Below are 22,728 nucleotides of genomic sequence, written 5' to 3' on the forward strand. Positions count from 1 at the left end.
CCCTGTGCCTGCATTGATGGGCTGGCGCACTGTGCCGCCGCCCCTATACACTAGAAAATGATTATGTCCACAATCGAACAGAACTTGCAAGCCGTGCGCGAGAGTATTGCGCAGGCCGCCGCTGACGCGCAGCGCGCGCCGACCGACGTGACCCTGCTGGCCGTCTCGAAGACCTTCGGCGCGGATGCCGTGCTGGCAGCCATGCGCGCGGGGCAGGCAGCGTTTGGCGAAAATTATCTGCAGGAAGCGCTCGACAAGATCGCCGCCGTCAAGCTTGCGCTGCCGCAAGGCGCACCCGTCTGGCATTTTATCGGCCCCATCCAGAGCAACAAGACGCGCCCCATCGCCGAAAATTTTGACTGGGTGCACACGGTAGAGCGGGAAAAGATCGCCGCGCGCCTGTCCGAGCAGCGTCCTGCCGGCTTGCCGGATCTGAATATCTGCCTGCAAGTCAATATCAGCGGCGAAGCCAGCAAGAGCGGCGTGACGCCGGCTGACTTGCCGGCCTTGGCACATGCCGTGGCGCAGCTGCCCCGCCTGCGTTTGCGCGGCCTGATGGCCATTCCCGAGCCGGAGACGGATGTCACCCTTCAGCGCCGTGCGTTTGCGCAATTGCGCGTGCTGTACCAACAATTGAAGGCCGAAGGACTGGCGCTCGATACCCTGTCGATGGGCATGTCGGCCGACTTGCGCGCCGCCGTGCTGGAAGGCGCCACCATCGTGCGCGTGGGCAGTGCCATCTTCGGTTCCCGCAACTATTCCTGATGAAGAGAGAGCAAGCATGACGACAGAATTGAATATCGCCTTCGTAGGCGGCGGCAATATGGCGGCGGCCCTGATCGCCGGCCTGGCGGGCAAGCTGACCCTGGGCGGCAACATCCACGTGATCGACCCGCATGCGCCGGCGCTGGAAAAACTGCAGGCGCAATTCGGCGTCACGACGGCCACTTCCGCCGGCGAGGCGCTGCGCGGCGTGGACGTGATCGTGCTGGCCGTGAAACCGCAAAGCATGCGCGAGGTGGGGGCGCAATTGCTGCCCTTCCTCGACGGGGAACGGGCGCCATTGATCCTGTCGATCGCGGCCGGCATCCGCGCGCAAGACCTGTCGCGCTGGCTCGGCGATTACCGCGCCATCGTGCGCTGCATGCCGAATACGCCGGCCCTGATCGGCATGGGCATCACGGGCATGGTGGCCAGCAGCGGCGTCAGCGACGAGCAAAAGAAAACGGCGGACGCCATCTTGCGCGCCGTCGGCCAGACCGTCTGGCTAGCTGACGAGGCCAAGATCGACGCTGTGACGGCCGTGTCCGGCAGCGGTCCCGCCTACGTGTTTTACTTTATCGAAGCCATGCAGCAGGCCGCTGCCGAACTGGGTCTCACGCCCGAGCAGGGCACGCAGCTGGCCATTGCCACGTTTACGGGCGCGGCGCAGCTGGCGGCGAACTCCAGCGAACCTGTGTCGCTGCTGCGCGAGCGCGTCACGTCGAAAGGCGGCACGACGTATGCGGCACTCACCAGCATGGAAGAGAGCGGCGTGAAGGCGGCCATCGTCAAGGGCATCAAGGCGGCCGCGCAACGGGGGCGCGAGATGGGTGACGAGTTGTCTAAGTAATTAGATCACCTTGACGGCGCGGCCGATATACAGGATCGGCCCCGTCGGCCGGCCTGTGGGCGAGCCCGCTTCCGGCTCCAGGGTGATTTCAAACAGTTGATCGGGTTGCAGCGGCGGCAGTTTGTCCAGCGGTAACTTGAGGCTTTGCCCCGGCTTGACCAGACCCAGCGAGACGGGCGCGCCCCAGTCCTTGCCCTTGGTCCAGAATTGCAGGGCTTTTTGCTGCGGCACGGTGGTCGGGCCCAGCGGGATCAGGCTCAGGTCGCGGTTCTTGCCACCGCGTCCGCCTGCCTGCACGATCCAGCCCGGCGATTTATCCTGCGGCGCGACCAGCACCACCAGATAGCCGGGTCCGCCTGGCGCTTGCAGTTGCGTAGTGACCAGCACGGCCAGCGCGGCTGTGGCCGCCATTCCGCCGCCGGCCAGCACTCGCCAGAAGGCCAGGCTATTCCACCAAAGCTGCCAGCCGCCCGCCTGCCGCACGGTTTTGGGCGTAAACAGGCTGGCGCTGATGCGCGGCCACAGCTGGGGCGATGGCTGCTCGGGTGGTGCCAGGGTGGTCAATGGCAGCAAGCGCTGTTCCCAGGCAGCAACGGCGTCGCGTAGGGCGGCGTCGCGCGGCAAGCGCTGTTCCACTTCCGCGCGCTCGGCCAGTTCCAGGGTGCCCAGCACATATTCGCTGGCCAGCCTTTGCAATTCCTCGTCGCTATTCATCATCCCATGCACTCCCGCAAGGCGGCCAGGCCCCGCTTGACCCAGGCCTTGACTGTTCCCAGCGGCGCTTGCAGGCGTTGCGCGATTTCGCTATGGGAGCAGCCATCGACGTAGGCGTACAGGATGCTGTTGCGTTTGCTCTCGTCCAGGTGGCCGAGGCAATCGTGCAGCTTGCCCAGGTCCGCCTGGTCGGCATAGGCCTCGCCCGCATCGTGACTTAGGCGTTCATGCAGCAGAGTTTCCACGGTATCCTCGTCGGCCGATACTTCATGGGCGCGGGCGCGCGCCACGTTCAGCGCCTGGTGCCGCACCACCACATAGATCCAGCCCTTGCCGCTGCCGCGCGTGGCGTCGAAGCTGCCGGCGCGGCGCCAGATATTCAGGAAGGCGTCGTGCAGCACGTCTTCGGCCAGTGCCCGCTGGCGCACGATGCGCAGGGCCACGCCCAGCAGGTAGCGGCTTTCCTGCTGGTACAGGCCGTGCAATGCCTGCTGCTCGCCTCTGGCGCAGGCGCGCAGGGCGGCATCGTAATCGTAAGGGGTGGCTAGCGTTGGCAAGGTTGGCGCAATCGTCAGTAAGTAGTTAATGGTTAGCAAGTTTTTAAGACCGAGTATAGGCCAGAAACCAGCTTGCCAACCATCGTTGTCACTGATTTATGCAGCTTTCCAGAAGATATAATCGGCCTGGTAGGGCACCCATTGCTTGGCGCCGATGCTCTCCATACCGCAGGGGCTGCTTGGTGCCACGCCGCCGCTGGTGGCCACGCGCTGGATGTAGCTGACGCCCTGCATGGCGCCGTTGCCCATGGCTGGATTGGCTTTCACCAGCTGATACGGAATATTACCCGCGCCAGCCGGCGCCACGGCCACTTGCGTCGCCGTGACTTTCGAGCCATCCAGGCTGGCCCAGGTGGCAGGTGGTCCCACATAGGTGCCGACCTGCATGCCGCCGCGGTCGTTCAGGGCCGCATCCGGTCCCACGAAGACCCATTCATGGCCCGTCATATCTTTTTTCGCCTTGCATTCGTAGGCGATCTTGCCCACGCCCACCGTTTGCATGGCGACTTGATGGCCATCGGGTACCTTGACGGCGTTCGGCAATTGTTCCTGCGAATAGCGGGCGCTCATGGGGGCACAGGCGGCCACGAGCAGGGCGGCGCACAGCACGGTGAGCGACGGGGCGGTATGGCGTGGGGCGATGGTGGCAAGCATGGCGAACTCCTGGTAGTTGGCTCAACCGGCTGGTTGATACCATTACTACGCATGTGCCTGCCATTTGGATGCAGCTAAGTAAAAATATTTTAAGACGGCGTTTCTTTCTTGCTGAAACGCTGCGCCAGTGCCAGCACGACGGGCATGGCGGCCGTGGCGTGCTTGAGCAGCGCGCCGCTGGCCCGCAGCAGCGGCAGGAAACGGCGCGGGCGCACGAGCAGCAGGCCCAGCACGGCACCGCCCACCATCAGGGGAATCTTGAAGCGCGTGGCCAGGGTGTGGCGCAGCTTGCCGCCCGTTAGCGGTTCCAGCAATTGCCGCGTCTGCACGCCCAGGGCCAGGCGCTGCAGCGCGCATTCGGCCAGCAGCGCGTCGCGCCGCTGCGCCAGGCTGGCGGCCGTGTGGACATGCGACAACTTGGTGGGATGCGTGGTCATGGCCGCTCCTTTCCCCGGCGGGCCAGCAATTGCAGCTTGTCGAGGTCTTTGTTCAGTTCGGAAAGTGTGAAGGACAGCAGCTTCGGCTTGCTGCGGAAACTGGCGCGCACGCCCAGCAGGGTGGCGATGGCGGCGACAATGAAGACGGCGGCCGTGATGGCAATGGCGGCGATGCGGTGCGTATCCCAGAATAGCACGATGACGAGGAACACGACCAATACCAGGCCGACAAACAGGCACATCAGTGCCAGCATGGCCAGCGCCAGATAGGACAGGAAGCGCAGCGACTCTTCTTCCATTTCCACGGCCGCCAGGGCCAGACGGGTCTGGACGATGGCGGCGAGGGTCGCTGCGACTTGGGCGACATGGTGCACGATAGCCATATGCTGCCTTTCGCGTCAGGAGACGGCCTGCGCCGTCGGTACTGCGCCGTTACTCTCTAGCGGCGTGACGAGGAAAGCAGCAGGCCGAACAGCACGCCGACGACGGCGCCCGCACCGACAGCTTTCCATGGATTGTCCTGCACGTATTCGTCGGTGGCCTTGGCCGCCTTCTTGGTGCGTTCGAGCAAGTCTTCTTCCAGCTTGATCAAGTCTTTCTTGGCCGTTTCCAGGGTGGCGATGAATTTGTCCTTGACGGCTTTGATATTTTCGCCCGTCTGATCCTTGGCGCCATCGAGCCAGCCTTCCGCTTCATTGATGACGGTTTTCAGGTCGCCGACCAGTTTGTCGCGGGCCTTGTCGGCGTCGGCGAGGATGCTGTCGCTGCTGGATTTTCCGGTATGTATCGAGCTCATGTATTACCTCATGGAAGTGAAACTGCACAGTGAAATACCAGTGTAGGCAGCTGCGGCCAGGCATGTCTTGCGCCGCCTCAAGGGCTGCCACGGCGCAAGGATGATTGCTTAACGGAAAGCAAAGTCCAGTACCACGCCCGCAAACACCGCTGCTCCTAGCCAGTTATTATGCCGGAATGCCGCAAAACACGGCATACGCTCGCGTGCGCGGATCAGGGTGTAGTGATAAACGGCGCAACCGGCCGCAACTACCAGACCCGCGACGAACCAGTAACGCAAGCCCAGGTACCAGCCGCAGGCTAGCCACAGCAGCAGGAAAACGGCATAGCAGAACATGACGATGGCCACGTCGTAGCGGCCAAACGTGATGGCCGAGGTCTTGATGCCGATTTTCAAGTCGTCGTCGCGGTCGACCATCGCGTATTCCGTATCGTAGGCCACGGCCCAGAAGACATTGCCCAGCAGTAGCAACCAGGCGACGACGGGCACGGAATCCGTGATGGCGGCAAAGCCCATGGGAATGCCGAAGCCGAAGGCGATGCCCAGATACGCTTGCGGGATGGCAAAGAAGCGCTTGAAGTAGGGATAGGTGCCGGCGATGATGACGGCGGCCACCGACAGCTGCTTGGTCAGCGCATTCAAGGGCAGGATCAGGCAAAAGGCCAGTATGGTGAGCACGCCGGCCACGGCCAGCGCTTCCTTGCCGCTGATGCGCCCGCTGGTGATGGGACGCTCGGCCGTGCGCTTGACGAATTTGTCGATGTCCTGGTCGGCGTAGTCGTTGATGGCGCAGCCAGCCGAGCGCATCAGGAAAGTGCCGAGGGTAAAGATGAGCAGCAGCCGCCAGTCCGGCACGCCCTGTTGCGCCAGCCATAGCGCACAAAGGGTAGGCCACAGCAGCAATACGGTGCCGATAGGCTTGTCCAGCCGTATCAGGCGGAAATACAGCGCCAGCTTGTTCATGGAAGACTCGATCTTGTTGAAGAGAAAGGTCGATTATCGCAAATAGTATGTCAATGTACTATTTTGCGCCTGGGCGCTGGTCTTCGTCGTCACATAAAGGGGTGATGCCCGGCAAGTTGCAGCTGGCGATGGCCGCGCACAGGGCATCGATGGCGGCCTTGCGCGTAAAACTCTTGCGCCACAGCATCACCACCCTGCGCGATGGCACGGGTGCGGCGAAGGGCCGGTATTCGAGCATGCCGTCGGTGGCGTGCATATTGGTCACGGAGGCGCGCGGCAAGACTGTCAGGCCGATGCCGCTGGCCACCATGTGGCGGATGGTTTCCAGTGAGGAACCCTCGAAGGTACGCTGCATGCCGTTGCCGGGCGAGGAAAAACGCGCCATTTCAGGGCACACTTCCAGCACCTGGTCGCGGAAACAGTGTCCATTGCCCAGCAGCAGCATGGTTTCCGACTTCAAGTCTTGCGCGGCGATTTTGTCACGCGCCGTCCATGGATGCTGGCGCGGCATGGCCACGACAAACGGTTCGTCATACAGTTCCTGCATGGCCATGCCGTGGTCGGGCAGGGGCAGGGCCATGATGGCCACGTCCAGTTCGCCCTGGCGCAGCAATTCGAGCAGGCGAACCGTGAAGTTTTCCTGCAAGATCAAAGGCATCTGCGGTACCTGGTCTATCATGGCCTTGACCAGGGGCGGCAGCAGGTAGGGGCCGATCGTGTAGATCACGCCCAAGCGCAGGGGGCCGGCCAGCGGGTCCTTGTTTTGCTTGGCGAGTTCCTTGATGGCGGCCGTCTGTTCCAGCACGCGCTCGGCTTGCGCGATGATTTGCGCGCCCAGGGGCGTGACGGAGATTTCCGCGCCGCCCCGTTCGAACAGGACCACGCCCAATTCGTCTTCGAGTTTCTTGATGGCCACTGACAGGGTGGGCTGGGCAACGAAGCAAGCTTCGGCGGCATGCCCGAAGTGCTTCGCTCGCGCGACTGCAACGATATATTTCAGTTCAGTCAGTGTCATAGGTTGATTGAAACACAGGAAGTGCTTACTTGCAATGAATGAAAGGTGGCGCAAACGTGAAACTGTGGTGCCGATGGCGTATTGTAGCGGATCGCCCCCTATAATGCGGGAGCGGGCGGCGAAGGCAGAGGGTGGTGGAACTGCAGATGCAGGCGCTGGAAGCGGCGATCACATTGGCGTGCCAGGCAACCGGCGCGCGGCAATGAGCTGTGCTGTCGCCGCGATGCCGGCGGCATCCATGACGATAGCCACGCCTGAGCGTGACCGTGTCGTGACCATATTTAACCCTACAAGAGATAGCCATGCCTGATTTTGAAAACAAACTGTGCGGCCGTGACGAACTGCGCGCCCGCGCCGCGGCCCTGCCGACACCGGTGGTGGTGACGAACGGCGTGTTCGATATTTTGCACCGCGGCCATGTGACATACCTGGCGCAGGCGCGCGCGCTGGGCGCTTCGCTGATCGTTGCCGTGAATACTGATGCTTCAGTGAAACGCCTGGGCAAGGGCGATGACCGCCCCCTGAACAGCTGCGAAGATCGCATGGCCGTGCTGGCCGCGCTGGAAGCGGTAAGCCTGGTGGTGCCGTTTTCGGAAGACAGTGCCCTGGAAGTGGTGCAGGAGATCGAACCGGACATCTATGCCAAGGGCGGCGACTACGACATGGCAGCCATTCCGGAAGGCAAGGCCGTGCTGGCATATGGCGGCCAGGCCGTGGCCATCGATTTCGCGCATGACCGCTCGACCACCAAGCTGTTGACGAAAGTGCGGACGCAGCAGGGCTGAGGAAGCTCGTCAATGTTTCCATACAGATAAAAAGACGTTACTATGAGAACTGCCAGGGCTGCGACTGCGTTGCGTCAGCCCCAGCACGTTACACCGTCTGAATGCATTGCTAGTCATAGAAAATAAATGGATCATAAAACTTCTGGGGATTGGCCACTGCCCTCCGGCGTCTGGCACGTGGATGACGATGGCGCGTGGAGCATGCAGCGCAGCGCGGACGGCCAGAACGTCACGCCCTTGGTGAGCCAGGCCGATATCGGCAAGCTGATGCTCGCGCGGCGCCTGCCCGCAGCCGCCGCTGCGCCCGTGCGGCAGTTCCCGCCCGAATTCTCGTTCGACCCCGGCTCGGGCACGGCCTTGCAAGTGCCGCCCGACACTTCCGCCACGCCGCCCTGGGTGCCGCCCTACGGCGCATATCCTGTCAGCGACGTGCCGCCGGCCGGCCCGGCCGGCTTGCGCCAGGCCAGCGTGCCCCTGAAACTGGCCGACCAGCGCGCGCGCGAAGAGCATGCGCAAGCCGATGCCTCGCTGCCCATGCCGCCGCCCGGTGAATACGAATTCTTTTCCGCCCGGTTCGGCACCAGCGCGCCCGCGCTGCTGGCGCTTGAGCCGCGCAAGGCCGTCTTGCACGCCTGGCTGCCTGCCTCGAAACGCTGGCTGGCGCTGGAGCCGGAAAGCGACAGCTTGCTGGCCGAATCGGAGCTGGCCCACGGCGCCTGGCGCGCCGAGCTGGTGCCTGAGTTCAATAGCGTGCTGGTCTTGCCGACCAGCCATGGCCTGGCCTGCATCCGTCCCGACGTGCCTTCGCTGACCTACGTGGTCGAACACGTGGGCGGCGCGCCGTGCGTGGCCGCGCCCGTCTGGTTCCAGAACCGTTTGTGGGCGCCGCTGCGCGACGACGATGGCCGCATCCGCTTCGTCAACCTTGACGCGCAACAAAAGCCGGGCAGCGACGTGCTGCTCGACGGCCTGTTTGACCTGGGCGCCGTCAGCGCGCCCGTGGCCTACAACCGCATGGCCGTGTGGCCCTGCGCCAACGGCCAGCTGCGCTTGCAGCTGCAACCGGACGGCAACGTGGCCGCCTCGTTCACACCCTGGCCCGAGGGACTGGTGCCGCATTTCGAATTCGGCAGCCCGTACGTGTCGCGCGACGGCGGCCTGTGGCAGCTGTGCTTCGAGCGCAGCCGTGGCACCTATGTCTACGTGAAACTGGGCGCGCAGTCCGAACGGGCCGACGCGCTGGCGCCGCGCCTGTGTTCGGGCAGCTTCAATTACCGCTTCGCCACCAAGCTGAAAACGGCGCCGTGGGAAGAACCGGAACACGGCGATGATGGCGGCAAGAACCAGGCCGTCATGCCCTTGCTGGAATCGAACGCTGGCAACAGCGTGTTTGGCGTGAAGTTCGCCACCAGCGCCGGCCTGTCGAGCGTGCTGCGCTCGAGCGAGCGCCTGGCAGCCCAGCTGGTGCAGGACGATGAATTGCGTGAAAACGTGTTTCATACCTTTGCCGTCAGCGAACCGTGGCGCCTGCGCCTGTTTGTGCATGAAAGCACCTTGTGGGCATATCACCCCTTGCTGTCGCGCATCGATGGCTGGGCCTTGCAGGCATGAAAGCGCGCGTCCTGATCGCGGCCTGCGCCGCTTTGCTCAGTGCAGCCGGCGCGCAGGCGGCCGGCATCCAGCAAGCCTTTCTCGTGCAAAACTCGGGCTGGATGGAGCCGTTTTACACGGATGAGCATTCGCAACTGAAGGCCCTGGTCGGCGCCGTGGCGCAGGCAGCCACGAGCCCCTCCGACAAGGTCTATACCCTGGCCTTCAGCCAGAGCAGCGGCGCGCATGTATCGCCATCGCTGCTGGGGCAAGGGCAGGGCGGCGCCGGCGTGGCGGGCCAGCTGGCCAGTCTCGGCCTGGCGCGCAAGAGCGCCGGCGGCGCGCTGGCCGACACGGATTTCCAGGAAGCCGTCACCAAGACCATCACGGGTCCGTTCCAGTCCGCCTCCGGCATCGTGTGGATCTTTACCAATAACAAGAACAGCCCCAACAACGATAGCCAGACGGCCGAGCGCAACCGCGACTTTTACCGCTTGCTGCATCTGGAACCGTCGATCAGCAAGACGCTGGTGTTTCCGCTGCGCATGCCCGTGCAGGGCAAGCTTTACAGCGCCAAGGGTTTGATGGTGTACGCGCTCGCGTATGGCCAGCCGGCCTCTGACGCCCTGAACCGTATCCTGGCCGAAGGGCGTTTGTCGCAAGTACTGACGCGCCCGCCCGCGCGATTAAAACCGGTGGATCAGGATGCCGTGCGCATCGTGCCCCAGTCCGTCAAGAACAGCGCCAACGTACAAGCCAGCCTGGGCCGCGACGGGCGCACCATCGTGCTCGACGTCGATGCGGCGAACCTGGTGCCGCAAGTGGTGCTCCAGGCGTCATTGCAAAACATGTTTTTCCCCTACGTGATCGACAGCGCCAGGGTGCACGCCAGCCTGGCCGGCCAGAACGCGCCCCTGCACGTTGCGCCGGATCAAATCCGCCAGTTGCAGCCGGGCGCCAGCCAGTCGGTGCAGGTACAGTTTGCGCTGCCGATGGCGCAGATACCGTCGCCGTGGTCGGCGCAGGCGATCGCCGCCATGGGCAAGCAGGTGATGCTGCCGATGCAGGCGCAGGTGGGTCTGTCGGAACAGCGGCTGGCGCTGGCGTCCAGTTTTGGCAAGGATTTGCAGGAACTGTTCCCCGGCGACCCGATCTCTGGCATGTTCACGCCGCCCGACAGCGTGCGCGCGTCGCAGGCGACGATCCCATTGCTGGTGCGCATACAGTATCCGCTGCTGCCCGTGCTGGCGATGCTGGGTGGCGTCCTGGCGCTCGTGCTGGGCTTGCTGGCGCTGGGTTTGCTTGGCACGCGCGCCACGCGCTACAAGGTGATGGCCGACGGCGTGCAGCGGCAAGTGTTATTAAAACCATTCAAGAGCGTGCAGATCCGCGACGACGACGGCCGCGACATTGGCGAACTCAAGCGGGGCCTGGGCAAGCCGGCCGTCGTGCGCGTGGCCGAAGGCCATGCCTTGAGCCTGGCCTGACAAGTATTTCTTTTTAAACTATTCAAACCCATCAGAGGCATACCATGGCGCAAGACACTCCCAAAGACAACGCAGGTTTTACTTTGCCGGTCCCGGTAACGGCCCCGGCGTCCGCGCCACCGGCTGCCGATGCGCCGGGCGCACCAGCGTCCGCCACCACCGCAACGACCGAACCTGCGCCCGCGTTTGACGCTGCCGGCACGACCGATACCTCGTCGCGCGACACCCTGGTCAGCGGCGTGGTGTTGTTGCTGCTGTTTATCGCCTTTTTCTTTGCCAAGAATGCCTACGCGAATGGCCTGGTGGCCAAGCGCGTGCCGCCGAACAAGGCCAATGCCTCGGGCTGGTGGTTGTTCATCTTCCTGGCCAGCCTGGCCACCGGTGTCGTGCTGGCCGCCCTGAACGCGCATAAATTCCTCGCGCCACTGTTCATGGGGCCGCTGGTGCTGGTGGGCCTGGTTGCGTTACTGTTGACCTTTACATCGAGCCGCCGCTAAGCCGCACGCCGTCGTACGCACCATCGAAGGAATCACCATGGCAGAGAACCTGAAGCTAACCATCACCGGCGGCGCCAGCGAGCGCAAGCAGGACAAGATCATCGAACTGCGCCCGACCCTGTTCATCGGCATCGGCGGCACGGGCATGCAGGTGCTGATGCGCGTGCGCCGGCGCATCCTCAACACCCTGTGGGGCGGCGCGGGCAACCGCACGCGCATCGAAGGGCTGGCGGACTTTCCCATCGCGCAATTCATCCATTTCGACCTCGACAATGGCGCCGTGATCGAGAGCGGCGAATCGCAGGCGAAAGACTTGCAGTTCGACCAGGTGAAGTTCACGGATGACGACAAGGTGGTCGAATCGTTCGACATGGACAAGTACAGCCGTGATGAAGATTCTCTGGAGAAATATCCGCACATCAAGGAATGGCTGCCGTTGACGCCGCAGCGCATCCGCGAACTGCGTTTCGACATGAGCAGCGGCGCCGGCCAGATCCGCGCCGTGTCGCGCCTGTATTTCTTCGATAAATATGCCAAGATCCGCGACAAGATCCGCTTGAAATTGAAAGCCTTGAAGGCGGGCCTGTCGCACGAGCGCCAGCTGGCCGAGCTGGGCTTGCGCATGGAAACGAACCGTTTCCGCATCGTCATCGTCGGTTCCGTGGCCGGTGGCACGGGTTCCGGTTCCTTCCTGGACATGGGCTTGCTGGCGCGCTGGCTGGCGCGCAGCGAAGTGGGCGCGGCCGATGTCGAGCTGATGCTGTTCTTGCCGACCGGCTACACCAAGGCCAACAAGGACCGGGTCGAGGCCAACGGCTATGCGGCGCTGATGGAGCTGGAATCGGCGATGATGGGCAACAAGGGTTATGTGGGGCGCTGGGATGCGTATGACCGTCCGGAACTGACGCGCGAGCCGTACAGCGAGGTGTACCTCATCGATTCGGGTAATCTTGCCCAGCAGCACACCAAGGATGTCAGCGACGTCTACCACATGGTGGCCGATTCGCTGTTCGAGGATTTCGCTTCGGCCGACTTCGCGCGCGCCAAGCGCTCGATCGCCGTCAACCAGGCGCAGCACAAGAATTCCCTGTACAACGCGCCCGTGCCGCAAGACCGCTTCGGCGACATGCGTTTGTATTTCTCGAAGCGCTTTTCTTCGTTCGGCATGGCCGTGCTCGATACGCGCCAGGAAGCGGCGCGCGACGAACGGGCCCACCGCTGGGCCGGCGCCATGCTGCAAGCGTTCTTTGGCGTGGGCGGCACGGATGCGGGCGCCAATCGCGCCACGGATACGCAGCGCGATAATTTCCTCGCTGCCAATATGTTCCTGAAGGGCACGCCCTTCAGCGATTTCCCCGAGTTTTCCGACAAGAGCATTGAACTGAAGCGTTCCAGCGGCGACTTCATCGATTTCCGCGTCGTCGATGAATTGCTGGAAGACCGCCACGGCCACTTGCTGGCCGGCGTGGAAAACCGGGTCAATACGCGCATCAACGATATCCGCACGGGCTTTGACCGCAGCGAATGGCCGGCGCAAGTGCGCGATGCCATGAAGCACCTGGAGCGCGACGCCGTGCGCGACCAGGATTCCACGGCCGACACGACGGAAGACCGCATCAGCAAGCGGCGCCGCGAAGTGCTCGAGGATGTCAAGAACGTCGTGCGCGACCAGCTGTATGGCTACCTGGACAACAAGGAATTCGGCGGCCTGGAATACGTGCTGTCGCTGGTGGAGCAGATCAAGGACCGCATCGAGGCGCCGGGCAGCGGCTTGACGGCGCAGATCGGCAACAATGCCGAGCGCTATCGCGAAATCAAGGAAGCCGTGCGCTCGCGCGAGTACGAGCGCCTGTTGAATAACCTGGAACAGACGCGCAGCACCTTCGGCTTCCTCAGCAATGGCGAAAAGCAGGCGGGCGTGGTGATGGACCATTTGCGCACGGAAATGGCAAATGCGCTGAAATTCCATTTGCGCGCCAAGGCGGCGGACGAGTCCGTCCTCCTGCTGGGCGAACTGTCGCGCTGGCTGGGTAACCGGATCGGCGTCGATGCGCAAGGCCGCGCGCAGTGGAATGGCCTGGTAGGCGAGCTGCAAACGGGCCGCGATGGCGTGCTGTCCATGTTGGCGGAATTGAAAACGGCGAATACCATCCTGCAAAAGGACCTGGACAAGGAACACGCGACCCTGATCGTCATTCCCGTCACGGAAAAAGACATAGCGCTGCCGTCGGCCGCCACTTTGCGCCAGTGGGCCGATGAAGCGTTCAAGGACATGGGCGGCTCGAAAGCGCTGTTCCCCATGCTGGGCGAACCGGCGCAACGGGGCTTGATCCTGGCCAAAGTGACGCGCATGGCCGAGAACATGATCGCCACGGCGGGCCTGGCCGAAGGCGCGACGAGCACGCCCGACCCCTTGTTCGAGGCGCTCGAGCAGATGGATGTGTCCGAACGCCTGGACCGTTTCCGCAAGCTGCTGGCCTGCTCCATGCCATGGATCGACGCCAACATGGCGGGCGACTTCACGGTCGTGTCGGACCAGTTCAAGTGCGTGATCGGCGTGGCCAATGCGGCCGCTTTCAAGGCGAAGTTCGGCGCCGAGCTCGAATCGTGCGTGCCGACACAGGTAGGCATCACGGTGAGCCAGCTGGAAATCGTCGAAACGGGCATCCGCGGACGCGCCGTCTGCTATTGCGAACTGGCCGGCGTGCCGATGACGGTGCTGCGCGGCCTGGAAGGCTGGCGCACCAGCTACCGCAAGGAAGGCGACAACGACAAGGCGCCGACCCACACGCATATCGATCCGACGCAATTCACGCACCCGATCGCGCCGAACACAGACGAGATGAAGCGCCTGGCGGAAGATTTCGGCGAATTCCTGCAAGCGATCATGCTGGGCGTGCTGACGCGCCACACGGGTCGGGTCGTGCCGCCGGGCCAGTATCAGTTTGCCGTCGAGCCCGGCGACTTGCGCCGCATCGGCAACGAACGGGCCATCCGCCAGAACGGCATGCCCGCCTCGTACGAGAAAAATATCGCCCTGCGCATTGAAGAAAAATTGACGGCGCTTGACGCCGTGCAGACGGCGGCCATGGCGGCGCTGGCAAAATACTACGAGCGGGGCGTATATGCACCCAAGCTGGTGGCGCAGGCCGATGGCTCGCAGCTGCCGTACATCGGCTTTGGCAGCGCCATTTCCGCCGAAGTGGGCGCGCGCCTGCGCGAGTCGGCGCGCCGCAAGGGCATGGCCAGCGATGAACTTGACCGCACGGTGCAAGCCTTGCTGGGACGCTTGAAGGAGTGGGCGAACGTCATCGGCGACTCCGACAGCGATGCTTACGACTGGGAAGTGCGCGAACCGGAAGCGGACGGCCAGCCCCGTTTGAAATATGCGATCAAGGGGGAAATGCTGGAAGCGGGGCGCCTCGAGCAATTGCTGCGCCCGGCAGGTGCGGCTGCTGCACCGGCGGCAGCCGCGTTCGGCCTGCCGCCACCACTGGGCGGCATGCCGCCGCCGCTGGTGGAGCACCAGTATTTCCTGGGCATCAACGGCCAGCAGCAGGGGCCGTTCACGGCCCTGCAGATCGTGCAGTACGTGCAGGCGGGACAGGTTGTGCCAGCCACCACCAAGGTGTGGCGCGCCGGCTTGCCGGCCTGGGCTGACCTGGCCCAGTTCCCCGAACTGGCGTCCTTGTTCCTCAGCGCGCCGCCACCGCTGATGCCGCCGCCTCTGGGTTGAGTGCTGGAATGCTGGAATGACGTTGGAATGAAGGATTAGTTTTGGATATCTGCAACAAATGCAAGACGGGCCTGTGGACCGTTGTCAGCCATTGCCCGTACTGTGGTCACGCGGTGGCTGGCGCTGCCCGGCCGGCTGCGGCCGTGCCGCCGCCGCTGCCTGTGCCTGCACCGCCGCCAGTGACGCCAGTAGCGCCCAAGCCGCCTCCCGTGCCTGTGGCGCCTACGCCTGCGCCGAAACCGCCGCCCGTGCCGGTGTCCGCGCCGCCTGCCGTGCCGCAGCCAGCGCCGCCGAAGCCGGCCCAGCCGAAAGCTGTGTCGAAGCCCGTGCCGCTTGCTTCACCGGCGTCAACCGAACCGCCGCCAGCGCCGCGCAAGTGGCTGCGCTGGCTGGGCGGCATCGCCGTGCTGGCGGCCGTCATCGTCTACATGAATGGCAAGCCGGGCGGCAAGAATGATGCAGCTTGCAATGACGCGATCGATAGCGGCCTCAAATTGGTAGCGAATGGCAGCCTGGACGGCGCCCGGCAGAAGCTGGCGACGGCGAAAAATATGTGCACCGGCAAGTCCAGCGCCAAGGCGGACGATTTGCAGGCGGCGATCGGCAGGGCGGGCGCAGCGTCTGGCAGTTGCCAGCGCGGCGTGCGCGCCATCGAGCGCAATATCGATGGACACCAATTGCAAAGCGCGGCCAAGGGCATTGCCGCGCTCGACGCCGATTGCGCGGGCGCATCCAGCGTGGATTCCGTGCGCAAGCAACTGGCGCGCCAGCAGGCGGCAGCCGCGTCCGTGTTGGTCGGGGTGCGCCAGGCACTCGATGGCAAGGATGCGACGGCGGCAAGGAATGGCATCGCCAGACTGGAAGCGATCGACCGCGAAGCGGAGGAATTGCCGCAGTTGAAGGCCGACGTGCAGGTGCTGTCGGCGGCCCCGGCACCTGCGCCCACGCCGTATCCACCGGCACCGGTCCCCGCGCCGGTGGATACGGCACCGGTCCGCGTCGTGCCAACGGAACCTGCGCCCGCGCGCACGGTCGAACGTTCAGCGGTGGCCGAACGCCGTCCGCTGGAAACGTCGCCCGTCGATAGCGGCGCGGCCATGCGCAACGAGATGGCGCTGTCGTTCCTGCGCGATGCCGAGCGTTCTTTGCTGGAAGGCAAGTTCGATGCGGCCAAGACGTATCTGGAAAGCGCGCGCCGTGTCGATCCCGGCAATGCGCGCATCGACAATCTGTCGCGCCGCATCCGCGAGCGCGAACGGCAAGTGCTGCAGACGGAAACAACGATCAATTAGAAATCTGGGGAATCACCATGCTGAATCACACTACCTTGCGCACAGCCGCTGCGCTGACCATCGCGGCCATGCTGGCCGGCTGCGCCACGGCGACTATGAACCCGAACGGCGTGCGCCAGGACAGTTCCTATCCGCAAGGCGGAACCCAGGCGGCCACGGATGAGGACCCGTGCAGCGTGGGCACGACGGCGGCTGCCGGCGCTGCCGTGGGCGCGCTGCTGGGCGCGCTGGCGGGCGGCAAGAATGGCGCGTTGAAGGGCGCTGCCATCGGCGGCGGCCTGGCGGCGGCCGGTTGCCTGGCCATCAATGTCAATTCGCGCCAGACCAAGACAGCGGCGCAGGCGGACCGCGACTACATCCGCGCACGCGGCGCGCTGCCGCGCGAGCCACAAGTGGTGTCGTACACGCCGCAGCTGAGCGCGTCGACCGTCAAGCGGGGCCAGCCGTTCAAGGTCACTTCGGTGGTGGAGCTGGTCAACGGCAGCGCGCAAAGCGTCAACGACGTGCGCGAAGAGCTGGTAGTGCTCGACCCGCAAGGCCAGCCCTTCAAGTCCGGCTCGAAAGCCCTGGCCAGCAGCAACAAGTCGGGCGGGCGCTTTGAAAACTCGTTCGAGCTGACCTTGCCGGCCGGCGTGTCGCAAGGCGTGTATGGCGTCAAGACGAATTTGTACGTGAACGGCAAGCTGGCCGCCACGCGCGACCTGCGCACGCAGCTGGTGATGCTGGATGTGGCTACGGGCGTTGACGCGCAGCTGGCGCTGCGCTGATTGCCGTATGCAAACGCGTAGGTCGGATTAGCGGGGTAAAGCCCCGCGTAGTCCGACAACACCACTAACGCCAACAATGTTGTCGGATTACGGCCCCTTGGGCCTAATCCGACCTACGCGCCGCCCTGGTACCCATGCTGGCGCCAGGCCTCGTACACGACGACGGCCACCGTATTTGACAGGTTCAAACTGCGGTTGTCGGGGCGCATCGGCAGGCGGATGCGTTGCTCTGCCGGAAAACCGTCGCGCAGGGCCGGATCCAGGCCTTTCGTCTCGGAACCGAACACGAACACGTCGCCCGGCAGGAAGGCCACGTCGCCGAACGGGCGCGAGCCGCGCGTGGTCATGGCGAACATGCGGGCCGGGTCGGGCTGGGTGTCGGCCAGGAACGCTGCCCAGTTCTTGTGCACCTTCATCTTGGCGTAATCGTGGTAATCGAGGCCGGCGCGCTTCATCTTGGCGTCGTCGAGCGGAAAGCCCAGCGGTTCGATCAGGTGCAGCTGCGCGCCCGTGTTGGCGCACAGGCGGATGACGTTGCCCGTATTGGGCGGGATTTCAGGTTCTACCAAAACAACGTGAAACAAGATGCTCTCCTCATATATAGAGTGAATTTAATGCGGCGGCGTGCGCGCCACCACCAGAATGCTTACCCTGGCCGCTCCCGCGCCCTTGCAGGCGGCCGCCAGCGCGTTGACGGTATGGCCGCTGCTCATCACGTCGTCGACGATGCCCACGTGACATCCTTGTAATAGCGGCGCGTGTTCCGGCGCGATGGCGAAGGCGTGCGCCAGGTTGGCTCGCCGTTCCTGCGGCGCCACGCCGCTTTGCGCACGCGTTTCGCGCACGCGCAACGCCAGGCGGGGCTGTAAAGGGACGTCCAGCAGGCGCGCCAGCGGGCGGGCAATTTCCAGCGCCTGATTAAAACCCCGTTCGGTCAGACGGGCCGGGCCCAGCGGCACCGGACACAGCAGTTGCGGCGCCTCCCAGGCTGCTTGTTGCTGAATGGCCGCATGCAGCAATTCTGCCAACAGGGGCGCCAGCGGCAGGCGCGCGCCGAATTTCAGCTGCAACAGCAACTGGTCGACGGGCGCCGCATAATCAAACGCCGTGACGGTGGCGTCGTACGCGGGCCTGTGGTGCACGCAGCGTCCGCACAGCAGCGCCACCTCAATCTCAGCGAGCGGATTGGCGCACTGGCGGCAGCGGGGGCGCAGCAGCCCCCGAAGTTGTACGAAATACTGCGCCCGGCAAGGCGAACACAGCACTTCCGGGCAGCCGATGCCGCACAGCGCGCACTGGGCCGGCAGCACCGTGGCGCCCAGCCAGCGTCCCAGCGCCTGCCAGGCGGCCTTACCAGCGTGCCAGGCGGCGTGGCGCATCGCGATGGCGTCGTTCCATGTACACTGCCGACATTATCTCACCTCACCGGTTTCAACATGCCAGTTCCCACCAGTCCGCCCAAAATGAGTGCGCCCATCGATGCGGTGCAAGTACGCGATTTCTTTTCCCGTCCGGCGCGCATCGCGCCGTCGGACTTCCTGCGCCGTGAAGTATCAAAGCGCATGCACGAGCGCCTGGAGCTGGTGAAAATCACGCCCTTGCGCGTGCTTGACGCCGGTTGCGGCCCTGGCGCGGATCTGGCGCAGCTGCAAAAGGATTATCCCGCCGCGCAGATTATCGGTCTCGATGCAGCGCAAGCGATGGTGCAGGCGGCGCGCGCGCCCGCGTCGAAACTGGCCAGCCTGAACCACTTCCTCAGCAAGTTGCTGCCGGCCAAGGCGGGCGTGGATTTGTTGTGCGGCGACCTGGGTGACTTGCCGCTGGCGCAGGCCAGCATCGACCTCGTGTGGTCGAACCTGGCGCTGCACTGGCATGCCCAGCCCGACCGCGTGTTTGCCGAATGGCGGCGCGCGCTGCGTCTCGATGGCTTGCTGATGTTTTCCTGTTTCGGTCCCGACACTTTCCGCGAAGTGCGCGACGCCTTTGCCGAGGCGGACTTATCTCCGCATGCCTTGCCCTTTGTCGATATGCATGACTTTGGCGACATGCTGGTCGAGACGGGTTTTTCCACGCCCGTGCTGGACATGGAAATCATCACCGTCACCTACGACACGGCGGAAAAACTGCTGGCGGACGTGCGCGCCTTTGGCGGCAATCCGCTGACCACGCGCCGGCGCGGCCTGATGGGCAAGGCGGCCTGGCAGCGCATGCTGGCCGCGCTGGAAAAAACGCGCCGTCCCGACGGCAAGCTGGGCCTGAGTTTTGAGGTGATCTACGGCCACGCCTTCCGTCCCGCGCCGCGCGTGACGCGCAATGGCGAGGCGATTATCCGCTTTGATTTACCGAGAAAACCCACATAAAAGCGCAAAGAAACTGACACTTGGTCGCCATCCGCGCGTCAATGTTGCAGCAAGCGTTGCAAAGCGCGCGGCGGCAAGGAGATGGGCGCGCACAAAGCCGATTATTGCTTGATGGATTCAAGTTTACTTGATTATAATCGTTGATTGTTTGTCAGCTTGTTAAGTAACCCCCAATAAATTATTGTGATTTCTGACTTCCATAACCGGCGCTCTGCGGCGTTGCCCACTGCTAGCAGTGCTCGCACTGCGTCGCAGCGGGCGCCTTGCATAGCATCCGGTTCTGTTCGTCATAAATTTACAATAATTTCCTGAGCATTACTAAGTCCAAAAAACAAGGGCTGCATACAAAATAAAAAAAACAAAGCAAGACTAATTCGAAGTTACTGCATTAGTATAGTAACCATCTTCCACACGAGGCCATTTCAGTGTGGGGAAGAAAAACAGGGTTCCAGCATGGTTGCGCGCCGCCGTTTTTGCTGCGGCAGCCAGCATGGAATTCGCTGGTGCTTGACGCACATGGCCGTATTCTGGCCGTGTTGCTTTCATGGAGGAGCGGCAGCGGTCCAGTACGGAGAAGTCCGCAGCCGTTTAAAATATCATTATTTTTGGGTGGTTGGGGAAAACATGACACATGCAAAGCGACTTCAATCGTTGCTGCTCGGGCTGTCTTTGACAGCGTTTGGCATCGGGCGATGGGCCACGGCGGCACCGGCTGCCGGCACCTATCCCGGCACCGGCGGTCCCGTGCCGTTCGAAATGAATCTGCAACCGCCGGCGACACAGATCGCCCATGAAATTTACGATTTGCACACCCTGATGATGATCATCTGCCTGGTGATCTTCGTGGCCGTGTTCGGCGTCATGTTCTATTCCATCTTCAAGCACCGCAAGTCCCTGGGCCACAAGCCGGCCACTTTCCACGAAAGCACCACCGTCGAGATCGCCTGGACCGTCGTGCCTTTCCTGATCGTCATCGGCATGGCCCTGCCTGCCACGCGCACCGTGGTCGGCATGAAGGATACCTCGAACGCCGACATCACCATCAAGGCCACGGGCATGCAGTGGAAATGGGGCTATGACTACCTGAAAGGCGAGGGAGAAGGCATTTCCTTCCTCTCCAACCTGGCCACGCCGCGCTCGCAAGTGGGCGCGCCCGGCGTGCCGCCGACGGAAAAACGGGGCGAAAACTATCTGATCGAAGTCGACAACGAAGTCGTCGTGCCGGTCAACAAGAAGATCCGCGTGGTGCTGACGGCCAACGACGTCATCCACGCCTGGTCCGTGCCCGCCTTCGGCGTCAAGCAGGATGCGATTCCCGGTTTCGTGCGCGATACCTGGTTCAAGGCTGACCATATCGGCACCTTCCGCGGCAATTGCGCCGAGCTGTGCGGCAAGGAACACGCGTTCATGCCCATCGTCGTCAAGGTCGTCTCACATGATGACTACAAGGCCTGGGTGGCTGTAAAGCAAAAGGAAATGGCGGCATTGGCTGATGATCCGAGCAAGGTGTGGACCATCGACGAATTGAAGGTCAAGGGCGAGAAAGTGTATGCAGCCAACTGCGTGGTCTGCCACCAGGCGACAGGCAAGGGCGTGCCAGGTGCATTCGCGCCGCTGGACGGCTCGGCCTTGGTGAACGGTCCGAAAGCGGAACAGATCCATGTCTTGCTGAACGGGCAAAAGAGCGGCAAGTATCCAGCGGAAATGCCCGCCTGGAAACAGCTGTCCGACACGGAAATTGCCGCAGTGATCACTTACACGCGCAATACATGGTCGAACAAGGCCGAAGAGAACATCGTTCAACCAGCCGAAATCGTGGCTGCACGCAAGTAATTAGGAGCCGCATATGAGTACTAGCACGAGCACCTTGGACCACGCCGGTCACGATCACGACCATGCCCACGATCACCCGACTGGCTACCGCCGCTGGCTGTTTGCCACCAACCACAAGGATATCGGTACCTTGTACCTGTGGTTCTCGTTCATCATGCTGCTGTCGGGCGGCGTGCTGGCCTTGATGATCCGTACGGAACTGTTTCACCCAGGCTTGCAATTTTTCCACCCTGAATTCTTCAATCAGCTGACCACCATGCACGGCCTGGTGATGGTGTTCGGCGCCATCATGCCGGCCTTCGTCGGCTACGCCAACTGGATGATCCCGCTGCAAGTGGGCGCGTCCGACATGGCCTTTGCCCGCATGAACAACTTCTCGTTCTGGTTGCTGCCACCGGCCGCCATCCTGCTGGCCACGTCCTTCCTCGTGCCAGGCGGCGCCACGGCTGCCGGCTGGACCCTGTATGCGCCGCTGTCGACGCAGATGGGCCCCGGCATGGACATGGCCATTTTTGCGATGCACCTGATGGGCGCCTCGTCCATCATGGGTTCGATCAACATCATCGTTACCATCCTGAACATGCGCGCGCCCGGCATGACCCTGATGAAAATGCCGATGTTCTGCTGGACCTGGCTCATTACTGCGTATCTGTTGATCGCCGTCATGCCCGTGCTGGCCGGCGCCATTACCATGACCCTGACGGACCGCCATTTCGGCACCTCCTTCTTTAACGCGGCAGGTGGCGGCGACCCCGTCATGTACCAGCACATCTTCTGGTTCTTCGGCCATCCCGAGGTCTACATCATGATTCTGCCGGCCTTCGGCATCGTCTCGCAGATCCTGCCCGCGTTTGCCCGCAAGCCCTTGTTCGGCTACGCCTCGATGGTGTATGCCACGGCCTCGATCGCGATCCTGTCCTTCATCGTCTGGGCGCACCACATGTTTACTACCGGCATGCCGGTGACCAGCCAGCTGTTCTTCATGTACGCCACCATGCTGATCGCCGTGCCGACGGGCGTGAAAGTGTTCAACTGGATCGCCACCATGTGGAAGGGTTCCATGACGTTCGAGACGCCGATGCTGTTCTCGGTGGGCTTCATCTTCGTGTTTACCATGGGCGGCTTCACGGGCTTGATCCTGGCCGTCACGCCGATCGACATCCAGCTGCAGGATACCTATTATGTGGTGGCGCACTTCCACTACGTTCTGGTGGCCGGTTCGCTGTTTGCCCTGTTCGCCGGCTTCTACTACTGGTCGCCGAAATGGACGGGCCATATGTACAACGAGACGCGCGGCAAAATCCACTTCTGGCTGTCCTTGATCACGTTTAACGTGACCTTCTTCCCGATGCACTTCCTGGGCCTGGCCGGCATGCCGCGCCGCTACGCCGACTATCCGGCGCAGTTCACGGACTTTAATATGATCGCCTCGATCGGCGGCTTCGGTTTTGGCCTGATGCAGGTGTACTTCCTGTTCTTCGTGGTCTTGCCGACCATCCGCGGCGGCAAGGCTGCGTCAGCGAAGCCATGGGAAGGCGCGGAAGGCCTGGAATGGACCGTGCCGAGCCCGGCGCCGTTCCACACGTTTGAAACGCCGCCGACAGTGAAATGAGGTATCCCGGGCCGGCGTGTT

At 63.2% G+C, this 22,728-nt stretch carries 22 protein-coding genes; 12 read left to right on the forward strand and 10 right to left on the reverse strand.

Annotated elements, in window-relative coordinates:
* The first annotated feature begins 63 nt into the window (after positions 1 to 63).
* Positions 64 to 765 carry a YggS family pyridoxal phosphate-dependent enzyme gene (locus ACQ4WS_RS11995; protein ID WP_436476496.1) on the forward strand — a complete coding sequence of 234 codons (702 nt, stop codon included), beginning with the start codon at positions 64 to 66 and terminating at the stop codon, positions 763 to 765.
* 16 nt (positions 766 to 781) lie between these two features.
* The gene (proC, locus tag ACQ4WS_RS12000) at positions 782 to 1,612 is read left to right on the forward strand and encodes a pyrroline-5-carboxylate reductase (RefSeq protein WP_436476497.1); all 831 of its coding nucleotides are present in this window, start codon (positions 782 to 784) and stop codon (positions 1,610 to 1,612) included.
* On the opposite strand, the gene ACQ4WS_RS12005 is transcribed toward proC, so the two are convergent.
* The 8 genes from ACQ4WS_RS12005 to ACQ4WS_RS12040 all read right to left on the reverse strand — a co-directional run bounded on the left by ACQ4WS_RS12005 (position 1,613) and on the right by ACQ4WS_RS12040 (position 6,748).
* Positions 1,613 to 2,329, reverse strand: a complete 717-nt coding sequence (locus tag ACQ4WS_RS12005) for an anti-sigma factor (protein ID WP_436476499.1) — start codon at positions 2,327 to 2,329, stop codon at positions 1,613 to 1,615. It abuts the gene before it with no gap.
* A complete protein-coding gene (locus ACQ4WS_RS12010) occupies positions 2,326 to 2,883 on the reverse strand; it encodes a sigma-70 family RNA polymerase sigma factor (RefSeq protein WP_436476501.1) in 558 nt (185 codons plus the stop codon). The genes ACQ4WS_RS12005 and ACQ4WS_RS12010 overlap by 4 nt, the downstream gene beginning before the upstream one ends.
* A gap of 96 nt (positions 2,884 to 2,979) precedes the next feature.
* Positions 2,980 to 3,537 carry a DUF3455 domain-containing protein gene (locus ACQ4WS_RS12015; RefSeq protein ID WP_436476503.1) on the reverse strand — a complete coding sequence of 186 codons (558 nt, stop codon included), beginning with the start codon at positions 3,535 to 3,537 and terminating at the stop codon, positions 2,980 to 2,982.
* Between the two features lie 89 nt (positions 3,538 to 3,626).
* Positions 3,627 to 3,974: a hypothetical protein gene (locus tag ACQ4WS_RS12020; protein WP_436476505.1), complete on the reverse strand. Its 348-nt coding sequence runs from the start codon at positions 3,972 to 3,974 to the stop codon at positions 3,627 to 3,629.
* Positions 3,971 to 4,357: a phage holin family protein gene (locus ACQ4WS_RS12025; RefSeq protein WP_436476507.1), complete on the reverse strand. Its 387-nt coding sequence runs from the start codon at positions 4,355 to 4,357 to the stop codon at positions 3,971 to 3,973. Before ACQ4WS_RS12025 ends, ACQ4WS_RS12020 begins: the two co-directional genes overlap by 4 nt.
* Before the next feature lie 56 nt (positions 4,358 to 4,413).
* On the reverse strand, positions 4,414 to 4,770 hold the full coding sequence (locus ACQ4WS_RS12030; protein WP_436476508.1) for an ElaB/YgaM/YqjD family protein: 357 nt from the start codon (positions 4,768 to 4,770) through the stop codon (positions 4,414 to 4,416).
* A gap of 108 nt (positions 4,771 to 4,878) precedes the next feature.
* Positions 4,879 to 5,733, reverse strand: coding sequence for a 4-hydroxybenzoate octaprenyltransferase (gene ubiA, locus ACQ4WS_RS12035; RefSeq protein WP_436476510.1), 855 nt, complete (start codon positions 5,731 to 5,733; stop codon positions 4,879 to 4,881).
* Positions 5,734 to 5,791: 58 nt separating this feature from the next.
* Entirely contained in the window at positions 5,792 to 6,748 is a 957-nt protein-coding gene (locus ACQ4WS_RS12040) for a hydrogen peroxide-inducible genes activator (protein ID WP_436476511.1), read from the reverse strand.
* A gap of 302 nt (positions 6,749 to 7,050) precedes the next feature.
* Here ACQ4WS_RS12040 and rfaE2 point away from each other — a divergent pair, with 302 nt between their 5' ends.
* From rfaE2 to ACQ4WS_RS12075, 7 genes are all read left to right on the forward strand, one after another.
* The gene (gene rfaE2 / locus ACQ4WS_RS12045; RefSeq protein WP_436476513.1) at positions 7,051 to 7,533 is read left to right on the forward strand and encodes a D-glycero-beta-D-manno-heptose 1-phosphate adenylyltransferase; all 483 of its coding nucleotides are present in this window, start codon (positions 7,051 to 7,053) and stop codon (positions 7,531 to 7,533) included.
* A gap of 126 nt (positions 7,534 to 7,659) precedes the next feature.
* Positions 7,660 to 9,144, forward strand: coding sequence for a hypothetical protein (locus ACQ4WS_RS12050; protein ID WP_436476515.1), 1,485 nt, complete (start codon positions 7,660 to 7,662; stop codon positions 9,142 to 9,144).
* Complete coding sequence (locus tag ACQ4WS_RS12055; RefSeq protein WP_436476517.1) at positions 9,141 to 10,610, forward strand: hypothetical protein; 1,470 nt, start codon at positions 9,141 to 9,143, stop codon at positions 10,608 to 10,610. Before ACQ4WS_RS12050 ends, ACQ4WS_RS12055 begins: the two co-directional genes overlap by 4 nt.
* A 44-nt stretch (positions 10,611 to 10,654) precedes the next feature.
* Complete coding sequence (locus ACQ4WS_RS12060) at positions 10,655 to 11,107, forward strand: hypothetical protein (protein ID WP_436476519.1); 453 nt, start codon at positions 10,655 to 10,657, stop codon at positions 11,105 to 11,107.
* 37 nt (positions 11,108 to 11,144) lie between these two features.
* On the forward strand, positions 11,145 to 14,843 hold the full coding sequence (locus ACQ4WS_RS12065; RefSeq protein ID WP_436476521.1) for a tubulin-like doman-containing protein: 3,699 nt from the start codon (positions 11,145 to 11,147) through the stop codon (positions 14,841 to 14,843).
* Between the two features lie 41 nt (positions 14,844 to 14,884).
* Positions 14,885 to 16,135 (forward strand): hypothetical protein, encoded by a 1,251-nt coding sequence (locus tag ACQ4WS_RS12070; RefSeq protein WP_436476523.1) that lies wholly within the window; start codon positions 14,885 to 14,887, stop codon positions 16,133 to 16,135.
* Positions 16,136 to 16,152: 17 nt separating this feature from the next.
* Positions 16,153 to 16,902: a hypothetical protein gene (locus ACQ4WS_RS12075; protein ID WP_436476524.1), complete on the forward strand. Its 750-nt coding sequence runs from the start codon at positions 16,153 to 16,155 to the stop codon at positions 16,900 to 16,902.
* 113 nt (positions 16,903 to 17,015) lie between these two features.
* Here the strand turns inward: ACQ4WS_RS12075 and trmL are convergent, their stop codons facing one another.
* Together trmL and ACQ4WS_RS12085 are read right to left on the reverse strand one after the other, a co-directional pair.
* Positions 17,016 to 17,486 carry a tRNA (uridine(34)/cytosine(34)/5-carboxymethylaminomethyluridine(34)-2'-O)-methyltransferase TrmL gene (gene trmL, locus ACQ4WS_RS12080; protein ID WP_099395651.1) on the reverse strand — a complete coding sequence of 157 codons (471 nt, stop codon included), beginning with the start codon at positions 17,484 to 17,486 and terminating at the stop codon, positions 17,016 to 17,018.
* 27 nt (positions 17,487 to 17,513) lie between these two features.
* Positions 17,514 to 18,281, reverse strand: a complete 768-nt coding sequence (locus ACQ4WS_RS12085) for a phosphoribosyltransferase family protein (RefSeq protein WP_436476527.1) — start codon at positions 18,279 to 18,281, stop codon at positions 17,514 to 17,516.
* A gap of 57 nt (positions 18,282 to 18,338) precedes the next feature.
* Between ACQ4WS_RS12085 and ACQ4WS_RS12090 the strand changes: the two genes are divergently transcribed.
* The 3 genes from ACQ4WS_RS12090 (at position 18,339) to ctaD (ending at position 22,707) form a co-directional block, all read left to right on the forward strand.
* The gene (locus ACQ4WS_RS12090; RefSeq protein ID WP_436476529.1) at positions 18,339 to 19,262 is read left to right on the forward strand and encodes a methyltransferase domain-containing protein; all 924 of its coding nucleotides are present in this window, start codon (positions 18,339 to 18,341) and stop codon (positions 19,260 to 19,262) included.
* 624 nt (positions 19,263 to 19,886) lie between these two features.
* Positions 19,887 to 21,095, forward strand: coding sequence for a cytochrome c oxidase subunit II (gene coxB, locus ACQ4WS_RS12095; RefSeq protein WP_436476531.1), 1,209 nt, complete (start codon positions 19,887 to 19,889; stop codon positions 21,093 to 21,095).
* Positions 21,096 to 21,108: 13 nt separating this feature from the next.
* Entirely contained in the window at positions 21,109 to 22,707 is a 1,599-nt protein-coding gene (ctaD, locus tag ACQ4WS_RS12100; protein ID WP_436476532.1) for a cytochrome c oxidase subunit I, read from the forward strand.
* Positions 22,708 to 22,728 lie beyond the last annotated feature (21 nt).

Origin of the sequence: Janthinobacterium leeuwenhoeki, from assembly GCF_051380795.1 — a bacterium.
In the GTDB taxonomy this organism is placed as follows: domain Bacteria; phylum Pseudomonadota; class Gammaproteobacteria; order Burkholderiales; family Burkholderiaceae_D; genus Janthinobacterium.